Here is a 24,299-nt window from a genome sequence, read left to right on the forward strand (position 1 = left end):
TTCGCCGAGCCGGAATGGAGGCGTGATGCGCGACGAGGACGCGACGCACTCCGGGGGCGTGACGCACTCGAACTCCGCCGAGCACGGCACTCGTACGCGTCGTCGGCTGATCGCCGCAAGCCTGGTCGGCTCGGTCGGCGACGGCATATACGTGCCGCTGACGATGCTGTTCGTGCACGCGCTCACCGGGCTGTCCCTGACCTCGATCGGCGCGGGCCTGACGATCGCCGGGCTCGGTGCGCTGGCGTTCATGCCGGCCGCGGGCATTCTCATCGACCGGTTCGGCGGTCGGCGGGTGCTCATCGGCGTACTCGCGTTGCGCGCGGCCGGTTTCGCCGCCTACCCGTTCGCCGACTCCTACCCCGCCTTCCTGGCGATCGCCCTGGTGGTCGCGGTGGGGATGTGGGCCTCCTCGCCCAGCCAGCAGGCGCTGATCGGCGACATCGCCCAGGGCGCCGAGCGGGACCGGCTCCTGGCATGGGACCGCAGCCTGCGCAATGCCGGGATGGGATGCGGCAGCCTGGCGGCGGCCGGCATGCTGGCGTTGAGCGGCACCGGGGGCTTCATCGCCGCCGCCGAGGTTCTGGCCGCGGTCTTCGCCGTCGCCGCGGTACTGGTGACCCGCATCCCGAACGTCCGCCACGGCGTCGAGCGGCCACGGACCCGCGAAGGGTACCGGCAGGTGCTCGCCGACCGGCCCTACCTGCTCGTCACGGCGGCCAATTTCCTGATCGCCTTCGGCTACACCACCCAGGCCATGGCCCTGCCGGTCTTCCTCACCCGCGACGTGGCCCTGCCCGACGCCCTGGCCGGGGCGGTCTTCGGCCTCAACACCGCTCTGGTCGCCGTGCTCGGTGTCCCCGCCGCCCGCCTGACCCTGCGCGGCAGACGCACCCGCGTGGCCGCACTCGGCGCGGCCGTCTTCGCGCTCTCCTTCGCCGCCTTCGCCGTCCTGCCCCGGCTCGCCAGCGGCCCGGACGCCCTCGTCGCCGTCCTCGCGGTCGCGGTGCTCTACACCGCGGGCGAACTCGTCCACTCCGCCCCCGCCCAGGGCCTGTCCGTCCAGGCCGCCCCCGACCACCTGCGGGGCCGCTACCTGTCGGTCCACCAGCTCTCCTGGTCGGTCTGCCGCACCGTCGCGCCCATGCTGCTGGGATTCCTGCTCGACGCGGGGTCGGGGCACCTGTGGGCGGTGCTCGCACTGATCGTTCTGACCGGTGCGGCGATCCTCCTGTGCGCCGAACGGTCGCTGCCGGCCCACGCGGTCACCACCGGCCGTGCCGCCCCACCCGCCACCGCCACCGCTCCCCAGGAGGCTGCCACCTGACAGATGCGGATGTGCGCCGGGCACCCTACCGGTGGATTCACCGGTCAGGCCACTGCGGCTTCCCGGTGAGTAACCACGCCCTTACAATGTGCCGTCCATAAGGCTCAGTGTCGGCTCTCGGGGCGAGGTTGCGGTTTTGGCGACACAGGTGGCACCTGGCATGGTCATCGCGGACCGGTACGAGCTGGTCGAGCGCCTGGGTCGCGGAGGCATGGGCGAGGTGTGGCAGGCCCGGGACCTGAGCCTGAACGTCGATGTGGCCGTCAAGTCCGTCCGGATGGCGCACTCCCAGGACACGATCGAGTCGCACCGTTCCGTCCTCGCGTACGCCCGCAAAGAGGCGCAGCACGCCGCCGCACTGCGCGACCATCCGAACATCGTGGCCGTCCACGACGTCGTCGAGCACGAGGGGCTGCCGTGGATGGTGATGCGGCTCGTGCGCGGGCGGTCGGTTGCGGAGCTGCTGGAGGACGAACCCGACGGGCTGCCCGTCGAGCTGATCGACACCGTCGCCCGGGGCGTCCTCGCCGCGCTCGCCGCGGCACACGGGGTCGGCATCACCCACCGGGACATCAAGCCGCCGAACGTCATGGTCACGGACAGCGGCGATGTTCTCGTCACCGATTTCGGAATCGCCCGGCACAACGCCGACACCAAGATCACCAAGACCGGGTCGGTCGTCGGCACGGTCGCGTACGTCGCCCCCGAGCGATTAGGGGGCGTGGAGGGTCCGGCCGGCGACCTGTGGTCACTCGGCGTGACGCTCTATCAAATGGCCACCGGTGTCTCCCCGTTCGACCGGGGCTCGGTGCTGGCCACGATCCACGCCATCGGTCATGACCGGCCCGATGAGCCCGTCGGTGCCGGTCACCTGGCAGCGGTCGTCATGGCACTGCTGGACAAGGACCCGAGGACCCGGCCCGGCATCGACGCCGTACTGCACATGCTGGACGAAGCGCGGTCACCCGCCAGGACGAAGGTGCTGCCGAGGCCGACAGCCGACCGGAGACGCATCTGGTTACGCCCCGCGTTGTCCGTGGCGAGCGTGGGCGCGGCCGGGCTGCTGGCCTTCGTGGTGGCCTCCCAGTTCCGCGAGCAGGACCCACCTTCCGACAAGTCGTCGAAATCGGCCTCGGCAATGAGTTCGACGCGTAGCAATACCCCGTCACCCACGCACACGCCCACGGCCACGGCCGATCCCACCCCCACCGCAAAGCGCAGCCCGGGGCCGGACGCCGAGTCGTGCACGGCAGCAGTGCAGACGGCCGCCAACGCCCTGCGGCTCTCCGGCATCGCACTGGGCGATCCCAACCGCAGTCGGGCCGCCAAGGCACGCGACGGCGGCGCGGCGCTGCGCGACGGCGCCGAACAGATCTCGGACCTGGCCGACCACGCCACCGAGACGCCGGTCAAGGCAAAGCTCAACTCGATTGCGGGAGACCTGAACGCCCAGGCCGCCGGGCTCGACGCACAGCTCCCCCGAGTAGAGGAAGGCCGCCTCGTCAGCAGCAAGGCCACCGACCTCGCCATGAAGCACTTGCAGGAGGACGTGGACGATCTGAAGTTCCTTTGCTGGAAGTGAGCCCCCGGGGAGAACTTCCGGCAATTCTCGATTCTTCGATCTCACAGCCCGACAGGGACAGGGACAGGGACAGGTAAGGGGAGAGATGGTTCAGCGGAAGCAGCTCGGCTTGATCGTCACCGGTGTGGCCGTCGCGGCGGCGATCGGCGTGGGGGCTGCCGTGGGGCTCGGCGGCGGCGGGGAACAGGAAACGAAGACGGAGGCGAAACAGGGAGAAAACGTACCGGACTTCTGTACGGGCGACGCGAAGAACTGGAACGCGGAAACGGGCATGTGCGGTATCAACCACGTGGCCGGATGCCAGGACCAGGACCAGATGATGGAGATCAACAACAAGCTGGCCAAGGAGAACCCCATCGGGTCCTCCGGGTACCACAGCGACACTCCGGTGATTCCGCTGCTCCAGCAGCTGACGACGCTGACCGAAAGGGGGCTGAAGCAGCCCCACGTCCCTGCGGCGATCAAGACCGCCCTCCAGTTGCAGGCCGAGGACCTCAAGCAGGAAATCGATCTCTACAAGCAGGAGGGCGACTGGGTGAAAGTGGACCTGCAGCGCGGCCTGAAGCACAGCCCGGCCATGGCCTGCCTCGACTTCGTGGCGAAACTGGCGGAGCGCGGTGCCGCCGGCTGACGTGGGTCGGGGCGTCATCAGCCACGGCGGGTCGCCGCTCCGGTGCCGGGGAGTGCGGGGGTCTTCCTGATCTCGGCGTGGACCACCTCGAAGCCGCCCTTGATCACGGTCGTGAACGGTGCGGGAGCCATGCACGAACCGGCCTGCGGCCGGACGAGCCGTCCCTCCTCGTCGACGTTCCCGGGGTCGACGTTCACCACGCCCCAGGAGAAGCCGAGCCGGTCCGGTTCGCCCCGGTCGCCCTGCTGGACGCTGATGCCCAGCCGGGCACCGATGTCCTCGACGTTCGACTTCGTCACGACCGCGGTCAGGGTCGCCGTCCGTCCGCTGGTGACCAGGCAGTCCACCTCGGCCTCCGCCCAGCCCGACACTCCGTCCGGAGTGGTGTGGGAGAACTTCAGGGTGCCCTCGGCGTCCGTGGCCAGCCCCTTGGGTGCCGCACCGGGCAACGGCCGGGTGAACGGCTTCTGTTCGGCGTGGACGGCGAAGCGGATGTCGTCGTCGAGCGACTCGACGTAGGCGATCCGCGCCTTCCCGTGGACGCTTGCGACCTTCGCGGGCTTCACGACCTTCACGGGCTTCACGACCTTCGCGGGCTTCTCCCCGGCGGGCGCGGACACGGCCTGGGCTGCGGGGGCGGCTCCGGCGGCGACCGGTCCGGCGAGGACGGTGACGACGGCGAGGGAGGCGACGACCGCCGTGGCGCCGATCGCGGTGTTGCGCATGGTGAACTCCCGGATTCCGAAGGGGATTTGGACTGTGCTGCCGTTGTCGGCCGCACGACTCAAGCCTCGCCCCCGGCACCCCTGTGGTCCCATCCGCCGATCGGCACAAAGATCACGCCCGCCGCCCGGCCCTCTATGCCGTTCGGCAGAGGACCCCGCCCTCCGGGCCGGCGCACGGAAACAGCGGAAGGGCCGGACACCCGCCTCTCGGTGGGGTGCCCGGCCCTTCCCGTGCCGCCTGTCGCGCCGTCAGGTCAGCGGGCGACTGCCTTGGTGGCCGCGCTGAGGGCGGTGCCGCTGGTGTGGCCGGTGCGGCGAGCGGTCACCTTCACGGTGATCTTCTTGCCCCGCTGGGCGGACTTGAGCGTCAGCGAGGACTTCGTGGCGCCGGAGATCGCCTTGCCGTTGGCGTACCACTGGTAGCCGTACGACGTCGGGGTGGGCGTCCAGGTGCCGGGGGCGGCCTTCAGGGTGCGGCCCACCTTCGCGGTGCCCGAGATCGTGGGCTTCTTGATGGCCTTGGGGGCGCTGCCGGTGGCGACCTTCACCCCCACCGTGTTCGCCACGCCGTCCGCGTAACCGTTGAGGCGGGCCGTGACGGTGAGGCTGAGCTTCCTGCCGAGCAGCGAGGCCGGGACGGTGTAGGTGGCGGCGGTCGCACCGGTGATCGGCTTGCCGTCCACGTTCCACCGGTAGCCGTACGACGTGGGGGGCAGGGTCCAGCTCCCGCTCGTGGCGGTCAGCTTGGCGCCCACCTTCACGGTGCCCTTGACGGCCGGGCAGGTCGTGCACCCGAGCGGGTCGCCCTTGCCGACGGTGAGCATCGCCGAGGAGACCGCGACGTCCGCCGTGCCGGTGCGGTGGGCGGTGACGGTGACCCCGACCTTCTTCCCGTACAGCGTGACCGGGACGGCGTACCGGGAACCGGTCGCGCCGTTGATCGGCTTCCCGTCCCCGTACCACTGGTAGCTGTACGACGTCGGGGTGGGCGTCCAGGTGCCGGGGGACGCGGTGAGGGTCTGCTCGACGCGGGCGGTCGTGCCGATGGTGGGCGGTGCCGTGTTGCGGAGCGGGGGCGGGGCGACGGTGAAGGTGCCCCGGCTGTACTCGGTTCCGCCGTGGGTGACGACGCTCGCGCTCCAGGCGCCCTCGGCCGCGTCGGTCAGGTCCAGTTCGGCGGTGAGGGTGCGACGGTCGGGCGAGACGGAGACGGTGGTTGCGGTGATCTCCCGGCCGGCGTTGCGCAGCACGACGCGGTCGCCCTCGTGCAGGGCGGTGCCGGTGACCGCGACCGTGGTCCTCGTGCCGGTGACGCCGGTGGTCGGGGCGAGCCCGGTGACGGTGACCCGCTCCATGCCGCAGAGCCCGGAGCAGACCGCCTCGGCCCGATAGGAGGTCTTCGACGCCTTCTCCGGCAGGGAGAGGACCAGGATGCTCGGGGTGAGCTCCCGGGAGTAGTTCTCGATCACCCGGCACGAGTAGCCGCCGGGGACGCCGAAGGTGCAGCCGTTGTCGAGGCTCGGGTCGTACAGCGCGGGCACCGCCGTGTCGGGGGCGCCGGTCGTGTCGGCGATCTCCATCTTGAAGCGGTCGCTGTACGCGGTGGGCAGCGCGGCGCAGACGGTGCTGTGCTGCTCGTCGAGGGTGCCGGTGACCGGGCCGTAGCCGTACGCGATGCTCTGCGGCTTGTCGCACTCGTCGACCGGTCCGGTCGGGCCCGCGATGCGTACGGCGTCGAAGCGGTACGTGTCGGCGGCCTTCAGCGTCGCCGGGACGGTGACCAGGACCTGGTAGTGGGTGGAGCCGGTGACGGCGCACGCCTGGTTCTTCTGGCAGAGGGGGGTGCCGTCGCCGCCGTGCACCACGATGTTGGCGGTGCCCAGTGCGTCACGGACGTCGATGTGCAGGGTGTCCTTGGCATCGGCGGTGGTGACCTGGCGGCAGCGCAGCTCGCCGGGGGCGCCGAGGGTGCCTTCGGTGGAGGCGCCGCCGGGCTTCGTCGCCGGGTTCGCGGTGCAGCTCTTTGCGGTCGCGGTGACGTCGCGGCGGGTCAGCACGTACTCGGCGGGGGTGTCGCGGCCGGTGACCAGCACGGTGTGGGCGACGCCGGGGGTCAGGGCGCAGCTCGTCCAGCTGGAGACGGCGGGGCGGATCGAGCAGATCTGCTCGCCCCGGACGTCCAGGACGGTGAACTGGGCGAGGGCCGTGGTGCCGGGGGCGGCCTGGAGCTGGAGGACCTCCTGCGCGCTGTGGTCGTCGGCCGGGATGCTCAGGCAGTCCGAGAAGACGCCGTCGCCGGTGGTGGCGCGGGCGGAGCGGGTGTCCGGGGTGAAGTCGCCCGCGGGAACGGCCGGGCAGTTGCCCGCCTCGTCGGTGCGGTGCAGGGCGAGGGCGTACGGGCCGGTCGGCTTCGACTCGCTGTCGTTGGAGACCAGGGCCCGGAACGGGGCCCTGCCGGTGAGCCCGCAGGTGCCGTTCGCGAGCCGGGAGGCGTCGCAGCGCTGGACGCCGTCGGCGTCGACGACGGTGACGTCCGGGTTCGGGGCACCGCCGTACAGGGCCTCCAGCGCGGCCATCCGGGAGCCCTCGGGCAGCGGCAGGGACAGGCAGTCGATCTCGCCGGGGACGGTGAACTCGGAGCGGTGCAAGCCCAGTTCGACCGGCTCGCAGCCGGTGGTGGCGGAACCGTCGATGATCAGGGTGGCGGCGTCGCTGTAGACGGTGTAGTCACCGGCGGCCGGGAGGGTGCAGACGTCCCAGGTCTCGCAGACGGTCCTGCCGTCCCTGTCGTACACGGGGAGCGCGGACCGCGCGCCGTCGTGGACGGCGTACGCGTCGAAGCGTCCGGCGGCCGGGGCGGTGAAGGTCCGGCAGCCGCGGGACGGGTCGGCCGCCGTGGGGCCGGAGTTGTACCCGTTCAGCGCCGGGTGGGAGCAGCCGACCGGGTCGGAGGTGCGGCGGACGGTGAGGGTGTACTCGGCGGGGAAGCCGTGCTCGGCCTCGCTGACCTGCGAGAGGACGCGGTAGGGGCCGTCGCCGGGCAGGACGCAGCCCCTGCTGTTGTCCGGGTTGAAGTGCGGGCAGATCCGGGCGCCGGTCTCGTCGGTGATCCACGACAGGCTCTGGCCGTACGCGGTCGTCCTGATGGTGTTGGTGATGCGCTCGCCCGGCTTGCCCGTGAACGGCTGGCACTGGATGGCGGTCGGCCCGGCGGCCGAACCGACGACGGGTGCGGTGTCCCAGGAGGTGCCCACCTCCGGTGCGCAGCCCTCGGTGGTGGCGAGCGGGACGACGGCGACGGTCGGGCGGCTCGGGTCGGCCCAGTTGTTCGTCAGCCGGATCGTGAACTCGCCCGCACGGGGCAGCCGGCACCAGCCGGCGCCCCACTCGGGGTCGTAGCAGTCGATCGCCGTGTCGCCGTCGAGGACCTCGGCGTACGTGCTCGCCCCGGCGGCGCCGACGAGCAGGAGCTTGTGCAGCCCGGCGGCTTTGGCCGTGATCGTGAGGCAGGCCGTGCCGTCGCCCGGAATCGTCAACGTGCCTTCCGCCGGGGCGGCCTCGCCGAAGGCGGAGAGCGGAAGGGCGGCGCAGTCCTCGGCGGCGGGGGCGGCGGCCGGGGCACCGGCCGCCCGAGCAGCGCCCGCGGGCAGCAGCAGCGAGAGCAGGACCGACAACGAGAGCAGCAGCGCGGCGTACGCCGCCGAACCCACGGATCTCGCGGATCTCGCGGCCGTGCGTGGATGGTTGGGCATTTCCGTCCCCCCGGACCAGTGAACGAGAACGCTTCTGCCGGGGCTTCACGGACGGTGCACGCACGCTGGAGAACCCGGGGCACAAGCAAGATGTGAGCGACTCGTAAAGAAGAGTGCACATGATGATCGCACACGTGCCCCGGCCGGTCACCGGAGTAACCGGGGTGCTTTTGACGGGCCTTCCGGAAGGTCTTCCGAGGGGCTTCCGGAGGGCCTTCCGGAGGGCCGGTGGTGCCCGTCACGGCCACAACCGCCGTACGGCCACGACGCCCTATGCCCTCCGTGTCAGAGGAACTCCGCGTACGCGTCCAGCGCCCGAAGGACCTCCGGCTCCTTCGCCGGGGGCAGTTGCAGGACGACCTCCTCGATGCCCAAGTCCGCGTAATGCGCCAGCTTGCCCGCGCTCGGGAGCACCGCGTACGGGACGATCCGGAGGTCCTTCGGGTCGCGGCCGGCCGCGTCCCAGGCCGTGCGGAGCTTCGGCACGGACTCGGTCAGGCCCCGGCCGCCGATCGGGAGCCAGCCGTCGGCGTACTCGGCGATGTGCGCGAACAGTTTCGGACCGGCCGCGCCACCGAGCAGGGTGCGGGGGCCGTTCACCGGGCCGCGGGGCTCCTGGACCGGTTTCGGGTACGCGTGGCTGGCCCGGACCGAGCCGAACTCGCCCTTGTACGCCGTGGGTTCGTCCGACCACAGGGCACGCATCAGGGCGAGCCGGTCGCGGACGAGGTCGCGGCGGGTGGACCAGTCCACCCCGTGGTCCGCGGCCTCCTCGACGTTCCAGCCGTAGCCGACGCCCAGGGTGAACCGGCCGCCGGAGAGGTGGTCGAGGGTGGCGACCCGCTTGGCCAGGTCGATCGGGTCGTGCTGGGCGACGAGCGTGATGCCGGTGCCCAGGGCGATGCGTTCGGTGACGGCGGCGGCCTGGGCGAGGGCGACGAAGGGGTCGAGGGTGCGGCCGTACTCGGGCGGGAGGTCGCCACCGGCCGGGTAGGGGGTGTCCCTGCTCACCGGGATGTGGGTGTGCTCGGGCAGGTAGAGGCCGCCGAAACCGCGCTGTTCGAGCTCGCGGGCGAGCCGCAGTGGCGTGATCGTCCCGTCGGTGAGGAAGATCGTTGTGGCGATCCGCATGTGAGGGCACCTCCGTCGTGATCCGGTGGGCCCAACGTATGCCGTGCGGTGCGGAAATCCGAGTACGCGGGAGCCGGTGGAGACCGGTGGGGAACGGTGGGGACCGCCGGGAACGGGGCGGCCGGGGGCTCACCCTGTCCGGCCGGACCGTCGGCCGGCCGGACCCTCGTCAGCCGACCGGGAGGGGCGGGCGGGTGCGGGGTGCTTCGACGCCCAGCCGCCGGGCGCAGGCCCGTCGTTGTACGACCGCCAGGCCCGCGACCGCCGTCCCCAGCACCAGCCATCCCACCGGCCCGGCGGCCATCACCGCACCGGTGAGCAGCGGCGGGCCCGCCGACTTCTGGATGGACTGGGACATCCCGGCCACTCCCAGGTACGCGGCGCGGGCGTCCTCGGGCGCGAGCAGGACCGCCAGCTCCCATGAACTCACCGACCGCATCAGCTCCGCCAGGGTGACCAGCAGCGCCGCGGCGAGCAGGAGGACCGTGGCCGTCCCGGGGCCGCCCAGGGCGGCCCCGGCCAGGAAGCCGCAGCACACGAACACCAGGACCCCGTACAGCAGCACCGCCCGCGTCGCCCGGCGCGGGCCCTCGGCGCGTTTCGACACGCTCAGCTGGAGCACCACGACCAGCACGGTGTTGATGACGAGGAAGACCGGGACGAGGGCGTGCGGCGCGGAGGTGCGCTCCACCAGCCACAGCGGCAGGCCGACGGCGAGGATCGAGTCGTCGAGGTTCATCGGGATGTCCCGGAGGACGAACCCGAGGTAGCCGCGGTCCCGCCACGGGCTCTTCCCCCGGGCGGGGTCGCGCCCGGCACCGGCCGGGGCGGCGTCCGGCGCCGGGGCCCCGGCCCGCGCCGCCTCGACCGCCCTCTCCCGAGCTTCGTCCGTGCGCCACACCAGCACCGCGGCGACGGCGAACGACAGCGCGTTGCCCAGGACCAGGGCCCGGTGGGCGTCCGTCGTCCCCACCGCCAGACCGATCGCCGCGATCCCGGCGCCGACGCCGACGCCCGCGTTGGCCGCACTGCGCGACAGCGCCTGGTAGGCCACGCGCCGCTCGCCCGCGGCCCGGACCGCGAACAGCATCTCCAGGGTCTTCGCGGCCCGGTCCGCCATGTAGGTCACGGCGATGACGGGGAGCAGCGCGCCGAAATCCGCACACACCAGCACCAGGCCGAGGGTCACCAGCCTGAGCAGATGACAGCCGATCAGCAGCCCGCGCACCGTGAACCGCCCGGCCAGGCGCCCGGCCAGGGGCGAGCCCGCGATGCCCGCCACCCCGGCCGTGCCCAGCAGCACGCCGATCTGCTGGGCGCTCAGCTGGGTCACGAAGGTGAGGTAGAGGACCGAGGACGCGGCCCACAGACCCGAGCCGGTGCGGTCCACGGCCAGCGCGAGCAGCATGATCCGCGCGTTGCGACCGCCCGGCGGATTGCGCAGCTGGGCCGGCAGGCCCAGCTGCCCGCCGCCCTTCTCGTCGCCGTCCTCACCGCGCCGCATCGCGCGCCCCCTCGAAATGCTCGGCATGCCCGGCAGCGGAAGCCTTGGGACCAAGGAATCTTGATATCAAGACACCGGGAAACAAAGGGAAGCCTGCATGCCACACACTCTCGATGTCAAGATATTTGATGCCGAGATATCGGCCGCACCGATCACCCCGCCCCCGTCCCGGTGCGCGTCATGGCCGGGGGCGTCACAGTGGAAGGAGGCGTCGGGCGCAATCGCCGACGAGGAGGTGTCCGGATGGACATGACCCGTGACAACGACGGCCGGCTTCGGGGCCACCTCGGCGGGCCGCACTCCGGCACGGAGGCCGGGTCGCACGGCGACGCGAAGACCGGGCCGCACTCCGGCACGGAGGCCCGATCGCACGGCGGGGCGAGACGGACGGGCCCGGCCCCCTGCTTCGTCGTGCAGATCCATCAGGCCCGGCGCATGCACTTCGACTTCCGGCTGGAGGTCGACGGCGTACTGAAGTCATGGGCGGTGCCGCGCGGTCCCTCGGAGAATCCGCGCGAGCGGCGACTGGCCGTCCCGACGGAGGACCACCCGCTGGAGTACCGCACCTTCGAGGGCGTCATCGCGAAGGGCGAGCACGGCGGCGGCACGGTGATCGTCTGGGACCAGGGCACCTACCGGCCGCTCAGCCACGACCGCTGGGGCGCCCCGGTGCCGTTCGCACAGTCCCTGGAGGACGGGCACGCGACGTTCTGGCTCGACGGGACCAGGCTGCACGGCGAGTTCGCCCTCACCCGCTTCAAGGGGGGCGGCGGGCAGAGCGCCCCCGGCGAAGAGGTGTGGCTGCTGATCAAGGCCAGGGACGGGCAGGCCACCCACGACGGGCCGGACGCCCCCGACCCGTACCGGGCGCGCTCGGCCCGCACGGGGCGCACGCTGGCGCAGGTCGCGGCCGAGGAAGGCGGCGGAAGCGGGAACGGCCCCGGGGTTCCCTGACCGACCGGACCGAGGGCGACTCCCCCGGCCGGATTCGCCGGAATCCCCCGACCCGCCCTCCGCCCCGGCGACCCGTCGCCTCCCGGCTCAGTCCTCGACGACCAGCGCCGGGGTCTCCTTGGTCAGGATCTCGCCGCGGAAGAACGCCGGGCTGCGGCGCTGCATCACCAGCATCAGCACCACGCCGAGCAGCAGCAGCCCCACGCCGATCACGAACACCGAGCCGACCCCGAGGACCGAAGAGCCGGAGCCGTAGGCCGGGTCCCACATGTCGTAGAGGGTCTTGCCGAAGACCGCGGTGAGCAGGATGCCGCCGACGACCGGGAAGAGGCCCTTGAAGGCCAGGTCGCGGAAGGAACGGGTCAGGTCGGCGCGGAAGTACCAGGCGCAGGCGAAGGCCGTCAGCGCGTAGTAGAAGCAGATCATGAGGCCGAGCGCGTAGATCGTGTCGACCAGTACGTGCTCGCTGACCAGGGTCATCACCGTGTAGAAGACGCCGGTCGCGACGCCCGCCATGACGGTGGCCCGGCCCGGGGTCCGGAAGCGCGGGTGGACGCGGGCGTACGAGGCGGGCAGGGCCTCGTACGCGGACATCGCGAGCACCGTGCGGGCCACCGGGATGAAGGTGGTCTGCAGGCTGGCGGCGGCCGAGGCGAGCACGGCGACGAAGAGCAGGATGCCGAGGCCGGGGCCCATGACCGGGCCGGCGAGCGCGGCGAAGACGTTGTCGGAGGTCTCGGGGTTGGCCAGGCCGAGCCCCGAGCCGCCGGAGCCGACGGCCATCTGCGCGGCGATCCCCGTCGCCAGGTAGGAGCCGACGAGCACGACCATCGCGATGAGGGCGGCCCGGCCGGGGGTCTTCTCACTGCCGACGGTCTCCTCGTTGGCGGTCAGACAGGCGTCCCAGCCCCAGAACATGAAGATCGACAGCGACAGGCCGGCGGTGAACGTCGCGAACGACTGCACCGCGAACGGGTTCAGCCAGGACCAGGAGAAGTCCAGGGACGAGGCGAACTCGCCGCTGCGCGCCTTCTGCACCGCCATCGCCACGAACACCGCGAGGACGACGAGCTGGAGGCCGACCAGCGCGTACTGGACGCCCTTGGTGGCGGTCATCCCCCGGTAGCTGATCGCCGTGGCGATCGCGATCAGGGCCAGGCAGGTCAGGATGTGGACGGGTTTGCTGCCGTCCAGGGCCGCGATCGAGTCGCTGCTGGTGATCTCGCCCGCCAGGAGCCAGAAGTACGAAGTGGCCACGCCCGCCAGGTTCGACAGGACGATGATCGTCGCGATGACCAGGCCCCAGCCGCACATCCAGCCGATACGCGGGCCGAACGCCTTCACCGTCCAGGTGAAGGAGGTGCCGCAGTCCGGCACGGCCTTGTTGAGCTCGCGGTACGCGAAGGCGACGAGCAGCATCGGCAGGAAACCGGCCAGGAAGACGGCGGGCATCTGCACCCCGACCTCCCCCGCCGTGGAGCCGAGGGTGGAGGTGAGGCAGTAGACGGGGGCGACGGTGGAGACGCCGATGACGGCGCTGCCCATCAGGCCGACGGAGTTCCCGCCAAGTCCCTTGCCGCGCACACCGCCGTCGGCCGGGGCGGTGTCCGGTGCCGTGTCTCCGGCCCGTGGCCGCACGTCCAGCTGAGTCATGAAAAGGACGATAAACGCTGCGATTTCCACATTCGGAAGGCGAGACTCCGCCGTCTCACCCTTGAATTACAGGCAACAATACGGAAGAACCTTGGTTAATTGAAGGTCGTTTACGATTACAGCCTTCCGATGCGAGGTCCAGACCCGATCGCAGCACCGTACGGGAATCGCAGCAGTGCCCGTTTTGTGGCGGTTCAAATTTTTCCGTGGGTGTCCGCCGAGCGGACACCCACGGCCTGTGACGGTCGGACACCCCGGGCCGTGGCGGTCGGACGCCCACGGGCCGTTCCGGTTCAGCCGGGCCAGACGATCGACTGGAGTTCGCTGTACGCGTGCAGGGCGTACGAGCCGACGTCACGGCCCACTCCGCTCTTCTTGAACCCGCCGAACGGCGCCTCCATGTTCCGTCCGACGGTGTTCACCCCGACCCCGCCCGCGCACAGCCGCCGGGCGATCCGGAAGGCGCGCGCCACGTCCGAGGACCAGACGTAGTCGATCAGTCCGTAGTCGCTGTCGTTGGCGAGCGCGATGCCCTCCTCCTCGTCGTCGAAGGGGACGACCACCACGACCGGGCCGAAGATCTCCTCGCGGGCCACGCGCATGTCGTTGGTGCAGTCGGCGAGGAGGGTGGGGGCGACGTAGAAGCCCCGGTCGAGCCCGGCGGGGCGTTCGCCGCCCGTGACGACCCGCGCGCCCTCCTTCCGGCCGAGTTCGACGTACGACTCGACGCGGTCGCGGTGGGCGGCGGAGATGACCGGCCCGACGACCGTGCCCCGGGCCGCGGGGTCGCCCACCTTCAGGTGGCCCGCGTACGCGGCGAGCTTCCCGATCAGCGCGTCGTGGACGCCGCGCTGGACGAGGACCCGGGTCGGGGCGGTGCAGATCTGACCGCTGTAGAAGGAGAACGTGGTGCCGATGCCCGCCGCCGCCGAGTCGAGGTCGGCGTCGTCGAGGACGACCGCGGCGCCCTTGCCGCCCAGCTCCATCAGCTGCCGCTTCATCCCGCGCCCGCACACCTCGGCGATGCGCTGCCCGACGGCGGTGGACCCGGTGAAGCTGACCATGTCGACGTCCTCGCAGTCGACGGCGGCCTCGCCCGCCTCGGGGCCCGAGCCGGTGACGACATTGACGACACCGGCCGGGACGCCCGCCTCCTGGAGCGCCTCGGCCATCCGGTAGACGGAGAGCGGGTCCTGCGGCGCGGGCTTCACGACGACGGTGTTGCCCATGGCGAGCGCGGGCGCGATCTTGCCCGCCGGGTTGGCCCACGGGTTGTTGTACGAGGTGATGCAGGTGACGACGCCGACCGGGCGGCGCACGGCGAGGGCCCCGAAAATGCCCGCCCGGCCCATCGGTCCCGCCTCGTTGATCTGCGGGGCGATCGGCTCCTCGACGGGTTCCAGGGCGCCCCTGGCGTACCGGCGGAAGCGGGCGGCGCCCACGGCCACCTGCATTCCCCTGGCCGTCGCCGTGGTGGCGCCGCTCTCCGCGCGGGCGAGGTCGGCGCCGGCCACGAGGTCGCGCTGCATCAGGTCGGCGGCCCGGTCGAGGATCGCGGCCCGTTCCTCGGGGCGAGTGCGGGACCAGGTGGTGAACGCCTCGCGGGCCGCGGCCGCCGCCGCGTGCACCTGGGCCCGGCTCGCCTCGGGGGCGAGGCCGACGACCTCCTCGGTCGCGGGGTCGATCACCTCGTAGTGGCCGTGGTCGGGCTCGGTCCACCGCCCGCCGATGAACAGGCTCCGTTTCCCCCCGCTCATGCCGTGCTCACCGTCCGGGTGTCGCGGCCGGAGCGGAGCACCGTGCCGGGAACCGCGCCGGTCACCTTGTCGTCGCGCAGGGTCTCCACGCCGTTGACCCGGACCGAGACGATGCCGATGGCCCGGGAGTCCAGGCGCGGGCTGTCGCCGGGCAGGTCGTGCACCAGGGTGGCGGGCCCGGCGTCCACGCGCTCGGGGTCGAAGAGGACCAGGTCGGCGTGGAAGCCCTCCTCCACCCTGCCCCGTTCGCGGAGCCCGAAGAGGCGGGCGGGGTCGTCGGTGAGCATCTTCACCGCCTTTTCGAGGGGGACGAGCCTGCGCCCGCGCAGACAGTCGCCGAGGAAGCGGGTGGTGTACGGGGCGCCGCACATCCGGTCCAGGTGCGCGCCCGCGTCGGAGCCGCCGAGCATGACGTCCTCGTGCTCCCAGGTCTCGCGGCGCAGCGCCCAGGAGCCGGGGTCGTTGTCGGTGGGCATCGGCCACAGCACCGTGCGCAGTTCGTCGGCGGCGCAGATCTCGACGAGGCAGTGGAAGGGGTCCTGGCCGCGTTCGGCGGCGATGTCGCGCACGACGCGGCCGGTCAGCCCCTCGTTGGCCGCGCTGTACGTGTCGCCGATGACATAGCGGCCGAAGTCGGCGAGGCGGCGGAAGACCCCGGCCTCCTTGCTGTCGGCGCGGCGGAGCATCTCGGCGCGGGTCTCGGCGTCGCGGAGCCGTTCCATGCGTTCGGGGACGGGCAGGGCGAGGATGTCGCCCCAGCCGGGGATGAGGTTGAGGGCGCAGAAGGTGCCGAGGGACATGTTCATGGGGGTGAGGATCGGCATGGTCAGCGCGACGATCCGGCCCCCGGCCCGGCGGGCCCGTTCGCTGGGGATCAGCTGGCGGGGCACGCGTTCGGGGACGGCGGCGTCGATGGTGAGGACGTTCCAGTTCAGCGGGCGGCCGGCGGTGGCGGTCATGTCGACGAGGAGGTCGATCTCCTCGTCGGAGAACTGGTCGAGGCAGCCGGCGACGATCGCTTCGAGCTGGGTGCCCTCGTGTTCGCCGACGGCCCGGGAGAGGGCGAGGAGTTCCTCGGGCAGCGCGTGCCGGGAGGCGACGGGCCGGCCGTCGCCGTCGGAGTGGGTGCCGGACTGGGTGGTGGACAGGCCCCAGGCCCCGGCGTCCATCGCGTCGTGGAGCAGCGCGAGCATCGCGTCGAGCTGTTCGGGGGTGGGCTGCCCGCCGGTCGCGTCGGAGCCCATGACGTACCGGCGCAGCGCGCAGTGGCCGACCATGAACCCGGCGTTGACGGCGATGCGGCCTTCGAGGGCGTCGAGGTACTCGCGGAAGCCGGACCAGGTCCAGTCGACCCCCTCCTCCAGGGCCTTGAGGGCCATCCCCTCCACCCGCGCCATCATGCGGCGGGTGTAGTCGGCGTCCTCGGGGCGGTCCGGGTGGAGCGGGGCGAGGGTGAATCCGCAGTTCCCCCCGGCGACGGTGGTGACGCCGTGGTTCATGGAGGGGGTGGCGTACGGGTCCCAGAAGAGCTGGGCGTCGTAGTGGGTGTGCGGGTCGACGAAGCCGGGCGCGAGGACGAGCCCGGTGGCGTCCTCGGCGGTGACGGCCTGCTCGGTGAGCGTGCCCGGTTCGGCGATGACGGCGATGCGGCCGTCGCGGATGCCGACGTCGGCGGTGTACGAGGGTCCGCCGGTGCCGTCCACGACGGTGGCTCCGCGGATGAGGTGGTCGAGCATGACGGGGTTCCCTTCTGTGGTGTGTGCGGCCGGGGTGCGCACGGCCGCGGTACGCACCCCGGCTGCACCGAGCGGCGGTCCGGGAAGACGCCGCGGTCTTCGGCGGGAGAAGTCAGGCCCCTCCGGCGATTGAGGAGCGAAGGGCGAAGCCCGGCCCCTCCGGCGATTGAGGAGCGGGGTCCGGGGCGGAGCCCAGGTTGCGGGAAGGGGCGGGCAGGGGAACGGGCCCGCCGCAGGCGCACCGCCCCCGCACCCCCTACGCCGCGTCGCGGAAGCGAGACGTCCGGTGCACCGGATCCGTGTCGATCTTCGGAATCACGTGCTCACCGATCAGCCGGATCGAGTTCAGCGTGTCCTCGCGGCCGATCCCGATCGGCAGCCCGAAGCTCAGCTGGTCCGCCCCCGCCTGCTCCCACCGCCTGCACTGGCGCAGGACCTCGTCGGGGTCGCCGCAGATCATCAGCTCCTCGGCGATCAGCAGCTCGATGATCTCCTCGGTGTACTCCGGCAGCAGTTCGGGCCACTGCGGTATGCCCTCGGGCCGGGGGAAGGTGTCGTGGTAGCGGAACAGCAGCGACTGGAGGTAGTTCAGCCCGCCGCCCACCGCGATCTCGACGGCCTTGGCGTGGGTCTCGGCGCAGATGGCCGTGGAGGTGACCATGACGTTGTCGTTGACGAAGTCGCCGATGGGCTCGGCCTCCTTGACGGCCGACTTGTAGGACTCGACGACCCACTCCATGTCGGAGACCTTCTGCACGCTGAAGCCCAGCACGCCGAGCCCCTTCTTCCCCGCCATGGCGTACGAGGACGGGGACCCGGCGGCGTACCACATCGCCGGGTGCGACTTCCCGTACGGCTTGGGCAGGACCTTGCGCGGCGGCAGCGACCAGTGCTTGCCGCGGAAGCCCTCGTACTCGTCCTGGAGCCACATCTTGGGGAACTCCGCGATGGTCTCCTCCCAGAGCTCCTTGGTGTGGTTCATGTCGGTGATGCCCGGCATGAAGCCCAGGATCTCGTGGCTGCCGGCCCCGCGCCCGGAGCCGAACTCGAAGCGCCCCTCGGAGAGGTGGTCGAGCATGGCGACCTTCTCGGCCACCTTCACCGGGTGGTTGACCGGGGCGAGCGGGTTGAAGATGCCGGAGCCGAGGTGGATGCGGTCGGTGGCGTGGGCGAGGTAGCCCAGGTACACGTCGTTGGCCGAGAGATGCGAGTACTCCTCCAGGAAGTGGTGCTCGGAGGCCCAGGCGTACTTGAAGCCGGACTTGTCCGCCTGGATGACGTACTCGGTCTCCTCCATCAGCGCCTTGTGCTCTGCCCCGGGGTCGGCCTTGGCCCGCGCCGCGGGCACGTACCCCTGCACAAAGAGTCCGAATTCCAAGGGGGTTCACCGTCCTCAATCGTTTCTGACGCATCGTCAGATCGTGATGCGTCCGACTGTTCCACCGGCACCCGCACCCGTCAATAGCTGACGCATCGTCAGCTGAACTCGGCGTGGGCGGGCTCAGAACAGGCTGACGCCCGCCAGCCATCCGCCGTCGATGACGAACGGCTGCCCGGTGATGTACGAGGAGTCGTCCGAGGTCAGGAACAGCGCCAGCGTCGCCACCTCCTGCGGGCGCCCGATCCGCCCCAGCGGCACGAGCTTGCGGTACAGCTCCGCCACCGCCTCCCTGGACTCCTCCGGGTCCGCGTCCGGGTCCAGCGCCGCCGGGTTGGTCATCGCGGTGTCCACGGCCCCGGGGCAGAGTGCGTTGACCCGTATGCCCCGCGCGGCCAGCTCCACCGCCGCCACCCGGGTCAGTCCGAGCACCGCGTGCTTGGTGGCGGCGTACGCGCCCACGAACGCCATGCCCGTGAGCCCCGTGTACGAGGCGGTGTTCACGATGGTCCCGCCGCCCGCGGCCCCGATCTCGGGCGCGACGTTCTTGATCCCGAGGAACGCGCCCACCTGGTTGACCTGCACCACCTGCTGGAACTCCTCCAGCGGTGTGGTCACCAGCTCGTTGAACCGGAGGATCCCCGCGTTGTTGACCAGCCCGTCGATCTTCCCGAAGGCGTCCTTCGCGGCGGCGACCGCACCCCGCCAGTCCTCCTCCCGGCCCACGTCCAGGTGGACGAATCTGGCGGCGTCCCTGCCCAGCTCGCCCCGCAGCTCCTCGGCCAGCGCCTCGCCCTGCTCGTCGAGCACGTCGGCCACCACCACCCGCGCCCCCTCCGCGGCGAACAGCCGCGCCTCCTGCTCGCCCTGCCCGCGCGCCGCGCCGCTGATCAGTACGACCCGCCCGTCCAGCTTGCCCATGGCCTGACTCCTACCTGTCGAGATGAGGGGCGACCCCGGCGGCGAACGCCGCCATCTGGTCGGTCAGTTCACTGCGGCTCCGGCTGCGGAACCGCACCTGGATCTGGTGGACGCCCATGGCCGCGTACGCGCGCAGCGACTCGGCGACGGCCTCCGGCTTCCCGGTGAGGGTGCGCCGCCCGACGGGCCACTCCGGCTCACCGATGTACAGCGGCTCGGTGATCGCGCCGACGACGATCGGTTCCTCGATCCCGGCCGCCTCGCGCAGTTCCCGCAGCCGGGCGATCCGGGCGGGCAGCCGCTCCCGCGGGTCGCCCTGCGGCAGCCAGCCGTCACCCCGCACCGCCGCCCGGCGCACGGCGGCGGGCGAGGAGCCGCCCACCCAGACCGGCACCCGTTCCCGGGCCGGACGCGGCAGCTGCCCGAGCCCGGAGAAGGAGAACCGCTCCCCCGCGAACTCCGGGTACTCCTCGGGGCCGAGCGCCGCCCGCAGGGCATCGATGGTCTCGTCGAGCACCCCGCCGCGCCCGTCGAAGTCGGCCCCGAGCGCCTCGAACTCCTCCGGTACGTGCCCGGCCCCGACCCCGAGGATCAGCCGGCCGCCGCTGAGGTGGTCGAGGGTGGCGTACTGCTTGGCGGTGGCCAGCGGGTGCCGCAGCCCAACGACCGCGACATGGCTCATCAGCAGGACCCGCTCCGTGATCCCGGCGAGAAAGGCCAGCGTGGCGACCGGGTCGTACCAGACGGTGCCCATGACCCCGGCGAGCCGCCGCGGGATCGCGACGTGGTCGCAGCTCGCCAGATAGGCGAAGCCGGTGCGGTCGGCGGTGCGGGCGACGGCGGCGAGATCGGCGGGCCCGGCCCCGGCCTCCCACCGCTCGGCATAGATGGTGCTCTGCGACTGGACCGGCAGCTGCATCCCGTACGACAGCGGCCCGGTGAGCGGTATCGGCACCGAGCGGCCTCCTCCCCGATCGAAACTGACACATCGTCACTTGACGGCGCGGGGCCATCGTCGTACCTGACGTTGCATCAGACAAGGGGTGGGGGCGGGACGGCTCGGGGCCGGGGGCTGTTCCGCAATGCCCGACGGGACAGCCCCTGGCCGGCACCGGCCGACGGGCGCGTCCTCCTTCGAGTACGACGCCCGTCGAGGTGTTCCGGAGCCACTACGTCAAGGTCCGTCGGGCCGGGCCTGCGGGGTGCCGGTGGCGTGGTCGGCGTCGCCCTCAGGGTCGTCGCCGCCGGTGGCCGCGCTCTCCGGGGGCGTGTTCCCGGGCGCCGCCGGCACCCCGTTCTCCTCCTCCTCGTCCTCGTCGGCCTGTTCGTCCGGTGCGGCCTGGACGCCCACGCCCTGCGAGGACGACACGTTCTGGTCGATCGCGCCCCCGCCGCCGTCGTGGTCGCTGCCCGCCGTGCCCTTGCTGAGGGGGCCCAGTACGTTCAGCGTCCGGTCCACCTCCAGCCAGGAGTCGGCGTTGGAATTGTCGATGGTGACCAACGACGGTCCATGATGCGTCTCCATGCCGCCGTCGGGGGCATCGGCCCAGGCGGCGCCCGCGGCCAACTGGCCCTGGCAGAGCGCCCCGAGAGCGATCACCAGGGCGGCCCGCGCCCCGGTCGAGGTGAATCCCATGCGGTGTTCCTCTTTCCGGCCGCGCGGCCCCGGACCGGACGCGGCCCACTTCGCGTGATTCGTATGGTTCGAGCGGTTCCGGCGGGTCGAACGGACCGTACGGCCCGTGCGGTGTGCACGGGCCGTACGGTCCGGAGCCGCGGTGGAGCGTGGGGGTCCACCACCGAGGCCCCGGCGTTCGGGCGGAACCGTCAGGAGCTTCCCGCCGGGACGCCCCACGGGCATCCGGACGCCCGCTCCCGGCATGTCCTCCGCGTCATACGGACACGGGCTCGCGGACGGGGTGGTGCCTGCTGATGTTCTTCTCCAGCAGCTCCGTCGAGCGCTGCACCCCGATCCCCTCGGTGGGCACGAACTCGGGAAGCCGTCCGTCGGCCTGCTTGAGGTCCGTCAGCGCGGAGTCGATCGCGGCGTGCGCGGCGAAGAGGCACGGAGTGCTGTAGATCGCCACCTGGCACTCCAGATCCGTCAGCTCGGAGAGCGAGAGCCGGGGGGACTTGCCGCCCGCGATCTGGTTGAAGAGCAGCGGCTTGTCACCGACCACCTTCCGGATCCGCTTGATCCATTCCACGCTGCGCACCCCGTCGACCAGGACGACGTCGGCGTCCGTCCCGGCCAGCGCCTCGGCCCTGCGCAGGATGTCGGCCTCCTCCGTGGCGTCCGTACGGGCCACGACCACCAGATCCCGCCTGCTCTCCAGGACGAGGTTGAGCTTCTCCAGGTACTCCTCCAGGGGAAGCACCTGCTTGCCGTCCGCGTGTCCGCACCTGCGGGGACGCTTCTGGTCCTCCAGGATGACGCCGGAGGCGCCGATCCGCTCCAGCCGCTGCACCACGTGGCAGGCGACCTCGGGATCGACGTAGCCGTCGTCGATGTCCACCAGCAGGTGGTGGGAGGGGAAGGCCAGCCGCAGCCGCTCCACGAAGGCCACCATGTCCGGCCAGGCGATGAAGCCGATGTCGGGGAGCCCGTAGTGGGAGGCGGCGAAGCCGAAGCCGGACACGAAGAATCCCTCGTAGTGCCGGGCCACGACGGAGGCCGAGTACATGTCGTAGATACCGATGAGAGGAGTCGTTCCCGGCGATCGGACTTCTTCCCTCAGCGCGCTTCCATAACGCACAGCGTCTCCTTGTCAATTGGGTCGTTGATTCGCGAACCGACGCCAGGCGAATCGACGAGGCGCCGGGCAGGGCCCGCGATTCGGACTTCCGGTGTTTCCGTTGGGGGAATGGGTGGAACAGGCGTGGTGCGACGGCGCCCCGCGCGATACGGACCCCGACGACATCGAGTCGTGGAGCCACCGGGGAACGGAAAACGCAACGGGAACGGCAGCGCCCCACCGCCCGGGACGCAAAAGGTCCACCCTCCTTACGAGGGCCCGTATACCTATACAGACATGACCGTCTCTTTACTCCGGGACACGCCGCGCCTGACCTTGCGTACGACACATCGCGGGGATCCTCCGGAAACGGGTTGACGGCATCGCGAAAGCGGGAACGTTTTCTTCCCGTGCCACCGGGAAATCGCTCGCACAGAATTCGTTGAATTCCTTGTGCAGAACCGGAGTTGGACATTGTCCGGTCCGGTTCGGTCGCGGATCATCCGAACTGGTCGAGAAGGCACTCCATGTAGTTCTCCAGGCGTTCCGTGAGCAGTCCGGGCGTCAGATCGGCCCGTCCCAGCTCCCGCCACGGGGTCGCCACCTTCTCCGCGTCGGGTGCATGGGCGAGCGCGTCCAGCAGCCGCCAGTACAGGTGGTCCGCCCCGCTCGCGAGCGGTCGGCCGCCCGCCTCGGCGTACCGTTCGGCGAAGTCCGTCCCGGCCGGAACCCCGTGCAGCAGCGCCAGCGCGGTCGAGCAGTGGGCGACGTCGAGATCGGCCGGGCCCCAGGAGGTCTCGACCCAGTCGACCACCCCGCCGATCCGCAGCCCCGGCCCCTCCCCGGTGAAGAGCACATTGCCCGGGTGGAAGTCACGGTGCAGGAAACACGGTGCGTACGCGGGAGGTTCGCGCCGGATCGCCTCGATCGCGCGCCGCCACAGCAGCGGCCGGCCGGTGTCCTCGGGGACCCGCACCCGGTCCGGCGCGGTCCACGCCTCGTAGCCGCGCGGGCGGGTCCGGTCCGTGACCGCGATCCGGTGGACGGCGGCCAGCTGCCCCGCCATCAACCCGGCGCGCTCCGCCGCCCCGGCGTCGTCGGTCCGCACCTCGCCGGGCAGCAGGGTCATCAACAGCGAGGGGTGGTCGCAGTGTTCGCCCCCGGCGTCGACGGCCACCAGCCGCGCCGCCGGCACTCCGGTGTCCTCCAGCAGCCGCAGGACGTCCGCCTCCCGGCCGAGCAGCCCCGGCGCATGGCGCACGTAGAAGGGTTTGACGAAGGAGCGCAGCACCAGTGAACGCCCGCCCCGCGGACCGGAGATGTGCAGTCGGCGCATCCGCGAGGTCCAGCCGCCGCGCAGCCGTTCCGTGCTCTCGATCCGCTCCCCGGGCGCGAGGTGCTTGCCGACCCACGCGTACGTCGCCGACCGGTCGGGTCCCTCGTCCGCCGCTTCACCCATACGGGGAGCGTACCGAGGAACGGTGCGGGGTGGGGCGTACGCCCCACCCGGCACCGCCCGCCGTGCGTCAGCAGTTCGGGATGACCGTCCCGTTGTTGTCACGGGCCTCGTCGTTGCCCCAGCGGGACAGGTAGTACGCCGAGACGTACGCACCGCGCCCGTTCTTGCCCGCGTAGACGGTGTCCAGGTCGGTCTTCAGCCACCAGTGGTTGTAGCTGGAGCCGGAGCCGACCTGGGCGCCCCACACCTTGCAGTAGACGTAGTTCGTGCCGGCGTTCAGCACGCCCTGCGGGTCGGCCGTGTTCGGGGCCGCGTAGCCGGTGGCGTTGGCGAAGGTGTCGACCCAGTACTTGCCGGTGCCACCGCCCCCACAACCGTTGTCGCTGGTCAGGTACTTGCTGTAGTACGAGCCGGGGTACGGGGCGAGCGACTGGCCGTTGATCGCGATGGTCTGGCCCACGCCGTTGTACAGCTGCTCGTAGTGAATGTGGGCGCCGCTGCTGTTGCCGGTGGAGCCGGTGACGCCGATCTGCTGTCCCTGCGCCACGGACGCGCCGTCGGCGACCGAGTACGAGGAGAGGTGGAAGTAGTAGGTCTGCCAGCCGCCGCCGTGGTCGATGACGATGTAGTTGCCCGCGCCGCTGGGCTGGGAGTAGCGGTGGGCGGTCCCGCCGGACGAGGCGAGGACCGGGGAACCGGCGGTGGAGCCGCCGTCGGTGCGGATGAAGTCCAGTGCCGATCTGACCTCCGCCGAGTGGTGGCCGTAGGTCCAGGTCTGGCCGCAGGGGAACGGCGCCTTGAAGTTGGGAGCGGCTGCGGCGGGAGTCGCGGTCAGCAGGCCCGCCACCAGGGCCACCAGGCCCAGCAGGGCGATACGTATCGAGCGCATGCGCGGTCGTCCTCCGAATCGGGATCGGGTCGTGGGGGGTGGGCATCACTGCGGGTGGAACGGACGTAAGCGTGCCGGACCCACCGGCCCGGCAGTAGACCCACCGGGCCCAAACGGTGGGCCCAAAGTGGGTCCGGAGGAAGGAAGTTGCCTGCTCACCGGCCG

The 24,299-nt window shown here is 71.6% G+C and carries 18 protein-coding genes; 4 read left to right on the forward strand and 14 right to left on the reverse strand.

Going from position 1 to position 24,299, the window contains the following annotated elements; translation table 11 throughout:
- Positions 1-25: 25 nt before the first annotated feature.
- The 3 genes from ACWCXX_RS13835 (at position 26) to ACWCXX_RS13845 (ending at position 3,540) form a co-directional block, all read left to right on the forward strand.
- Positions 26-1,327, forward strand: a complete 1,302-nt coding sequence (locus tag ACWCXX_RS13835; protein WP_451126718.1) for an MFS transporter — start codon at positions 26-28, stop codon at positions 1,325-1,327.
- A 160-nt stretch (positions 1,328-1,487) separates the two neighbouring features.
- Positions 1,488-2,909: a serine/threonine-protein kinase gene (locus ACWCXX_RS13840; RefSeq protein ID WP_451126720.1), complete on the forward strand. Its 1,422-nt coding sequence runs from the start codon at positions 1,488-1,490 to the stop codon at positions 2,907-2,909.
- An 85-nt stretch (positions 2,910-2,994) separates the two neighbouring features.
- Entirely contained in the window at positions 2,995-3,540 is a 546-nt protein-coding gene (locus ACWCXX_RS13845; protein WP_451126722.1) for a hypothetical protein, read from the forward strand.
- A 17-nt stretch (positions 3,541-3,557) separates the two neighbouring features.
- On the opposite strand, the gene ACWCXX_RS13850 is transcribed toward ACWCXX_RS13845, so the two are convergent.
- The 4 genes from ACWCXX_RS13850 to ACWCXX_RS13865 form a co-directional block, all read right to left on the reverse strand.
- Positions 3,558-4,265: a hypothetical protein gene (locus ACWCXX_RS13850; RefSeq protein WP_451126724.1), complete on the reverse strand. Its 708-nt coding sequence runs from the start codon at positions 4,263-4,265 to the stop codon at positions 3,558-3,560.
- Positions 4,266-4,519: 254 nt separating this feature from the next.
- Positions 4,520-8,017: a hypothetical protein gene (locus tag ACWCXX_RS13855; RefSeq protein WP_451126726.1), complete on the reverse strand. Its 3,498-nt coding sequence runs from the start codon at positions 8,015-8,017 to the stop codon at positions 4,520-4,522.
- 285 nt (positions 8,018-8,302) lie between these two features.
- Positions 8,303-9,148, reverse strand: a complete 846-nt coding sequence (locus ACWCXX_RS13860; protein ID WP_451126728.1) for an LLM class F420-dependent oxidoreductase — start codon at positions 9,146-9,148, stop codon at positions 8,303-8,305.
- 169 nt (positions 9,149-9,317) lie between these two features.
- Positions 9,318-10,679: an MFS transporter gene (locus ACWCXX_RS13865; protein WP_451126730.1), complete on the reverse strand. Its 1,362-nt coding sequence runs from the start codon at positions 10,677-10,679 to the stop codon at positions 9,318-9,320.
- A 216-nt stretch (positions 10,680-10,895) separates the two neighbouring features.
- On the opposite strand from ACWCXX_RS13865, the gene ACWCXX_RS13870 reads away from it, so the two are divergent.
- Positions 10,896-11,606, forward strand: a complete 711-nt coding sequence (locus tag ACWCXX_RS13870; RefSeq protein WP_451126732.1) for a DNA polymerase ligase N-terminal domain-containing protein — start codon at positions 10,896-10,898, stop codon at positions 11,604-11,606.
- 87 nt (positions 11,607-11,693) lie between these two features.
- Here the strand turns inward: ACWCXX_RS13870 and ACWCXX_RS13875 are convergent, their stop codons facing one another.
- From ACWCXX_RS13875 to ACWCXX_RS13920, 10 genes are all read right to left on the reverse strand, one after another.
- Positions 11,694-13,259 (reverse strand): APC family permease, encoded by a 1,566-nt coding sequence (locus tag ACWCXX_RS13875; RefSeq protein ID WP_451126734.1) that lies wholly within the window; start codon positions 13,257-13,259, stop codon positions 11,694-11,696.
- A 293-nt stretch (positions 13,260-13,552) separates the two neighbouring features.
- Entirely contained in the window at positions 13,553-15,016 is a 1,464-nt protein-coding gene (locus ACWCXX_RS13880; RefSeq protein ID WP_451126736.1) for an aldehyde dehydrogenase family protein, read from the reverse strand.
- A complete protein-coding gene (locus tag ACWCXX_RS13885; protein WP_451126738.1) occupies positions 15,013-16,752 on the reverse strand; it encodes an N-acyl-D-amino-acid deacylase family protein in 1,740 nt (579 codons plus the stop codon). The genes ACWCXX_RS13880 and ACWCXX_RS13885 overlap by 4 nt, the downstream gene beginning before the upstream one ends.
- A 256-nt stretch (positions 16,753-17,008) precedes the next feature.
- Complete coding sequence (locus tag ACWCXX_RS13890) at positions 17,009-18,130, reverse strand: LLM class flavin-dependent oxidoreductase (protein WP_451126740.1); 1,122 nt, start codon at positions 18,128-18,130, stop codon at positions 17,009-17,011.
- Positions 18,131-18,253: 123 nt separating this feature from the next.
- Entirely contained in the window at positions 18,254-19,051 is a 798-nt protein-coding gene (locus ACWCXX_RS13895; RefSeq protein WP_451126742.1) for an SDR family NAD(P)-dependent oxidoreductase, read from the reverse strand.
- A gap of 10 nt (positions 19,052-19,061) precedes the next feature.
- Positions 19,062-19,970, reverse strand: a complete 909-nt coding sequence (locus ACWCXX_RS13900) for an LLM class F420-dependent oxidoreductase (protein ID WP_451126827.1) — start codon at positions 19,968-19,970, stop codon at positions 19,062-19,064.
- A 255-nt stretch (positions 19,971-20,225) separates the two neighbouring features.
- Positions 20,226-20,687, reverse strand: coding sequence for a hypothetical protein (locus tag ACWCXX_RS13905; RefSeq protein ID WP_451126744.1), 462 nt, complete (start codon positions 20,685-20,687; stop codon positions 20,226-20,228).
- A gap of 256 nt (positions 20,688-20,943) precedes the next feature.
- Positions 20,944-21,807: an isocitrate lyase/PEP mutase family protein gene (locus ACWCXX_RS13910; RefSeq protein WP_451126746.1), complete on the reverse strand. Its 864-nt coding sequence runs from the start codon at positions 21,805-21,807 to the stop codon at positions 20,944-20,946.
- A gap of 478 nt (positions 21,808-22,285) precedes the next feature.
- On the reverse strand, positions 22,286-23,245 hold the full coding sequence (locus tag ACWCXX_RS13915) for a phosphotransferase family protein (protein ID WP_451126747.1): 960 nt from the start codon (positions 23,243-23,245) through the stop codon (positions 22,286-22,288).
- A gap of 67 nt (positions 23,246-23,312) precedes the next feature.
- Entirely contained in the window at positions 23,313-24,134 is an 822-nt protein-coding gene (locus ACWCXX_RS13920) for a M23 family metallopeptidase (protein WP_451126749.1), read from the reverse strand.
- Between the last annotated feature and the right edge of the window lie 165 nt (positions 24,135-24,299).

This window comes from Streptomyces sp. NPDC001732, assembly GCF_053596315.1.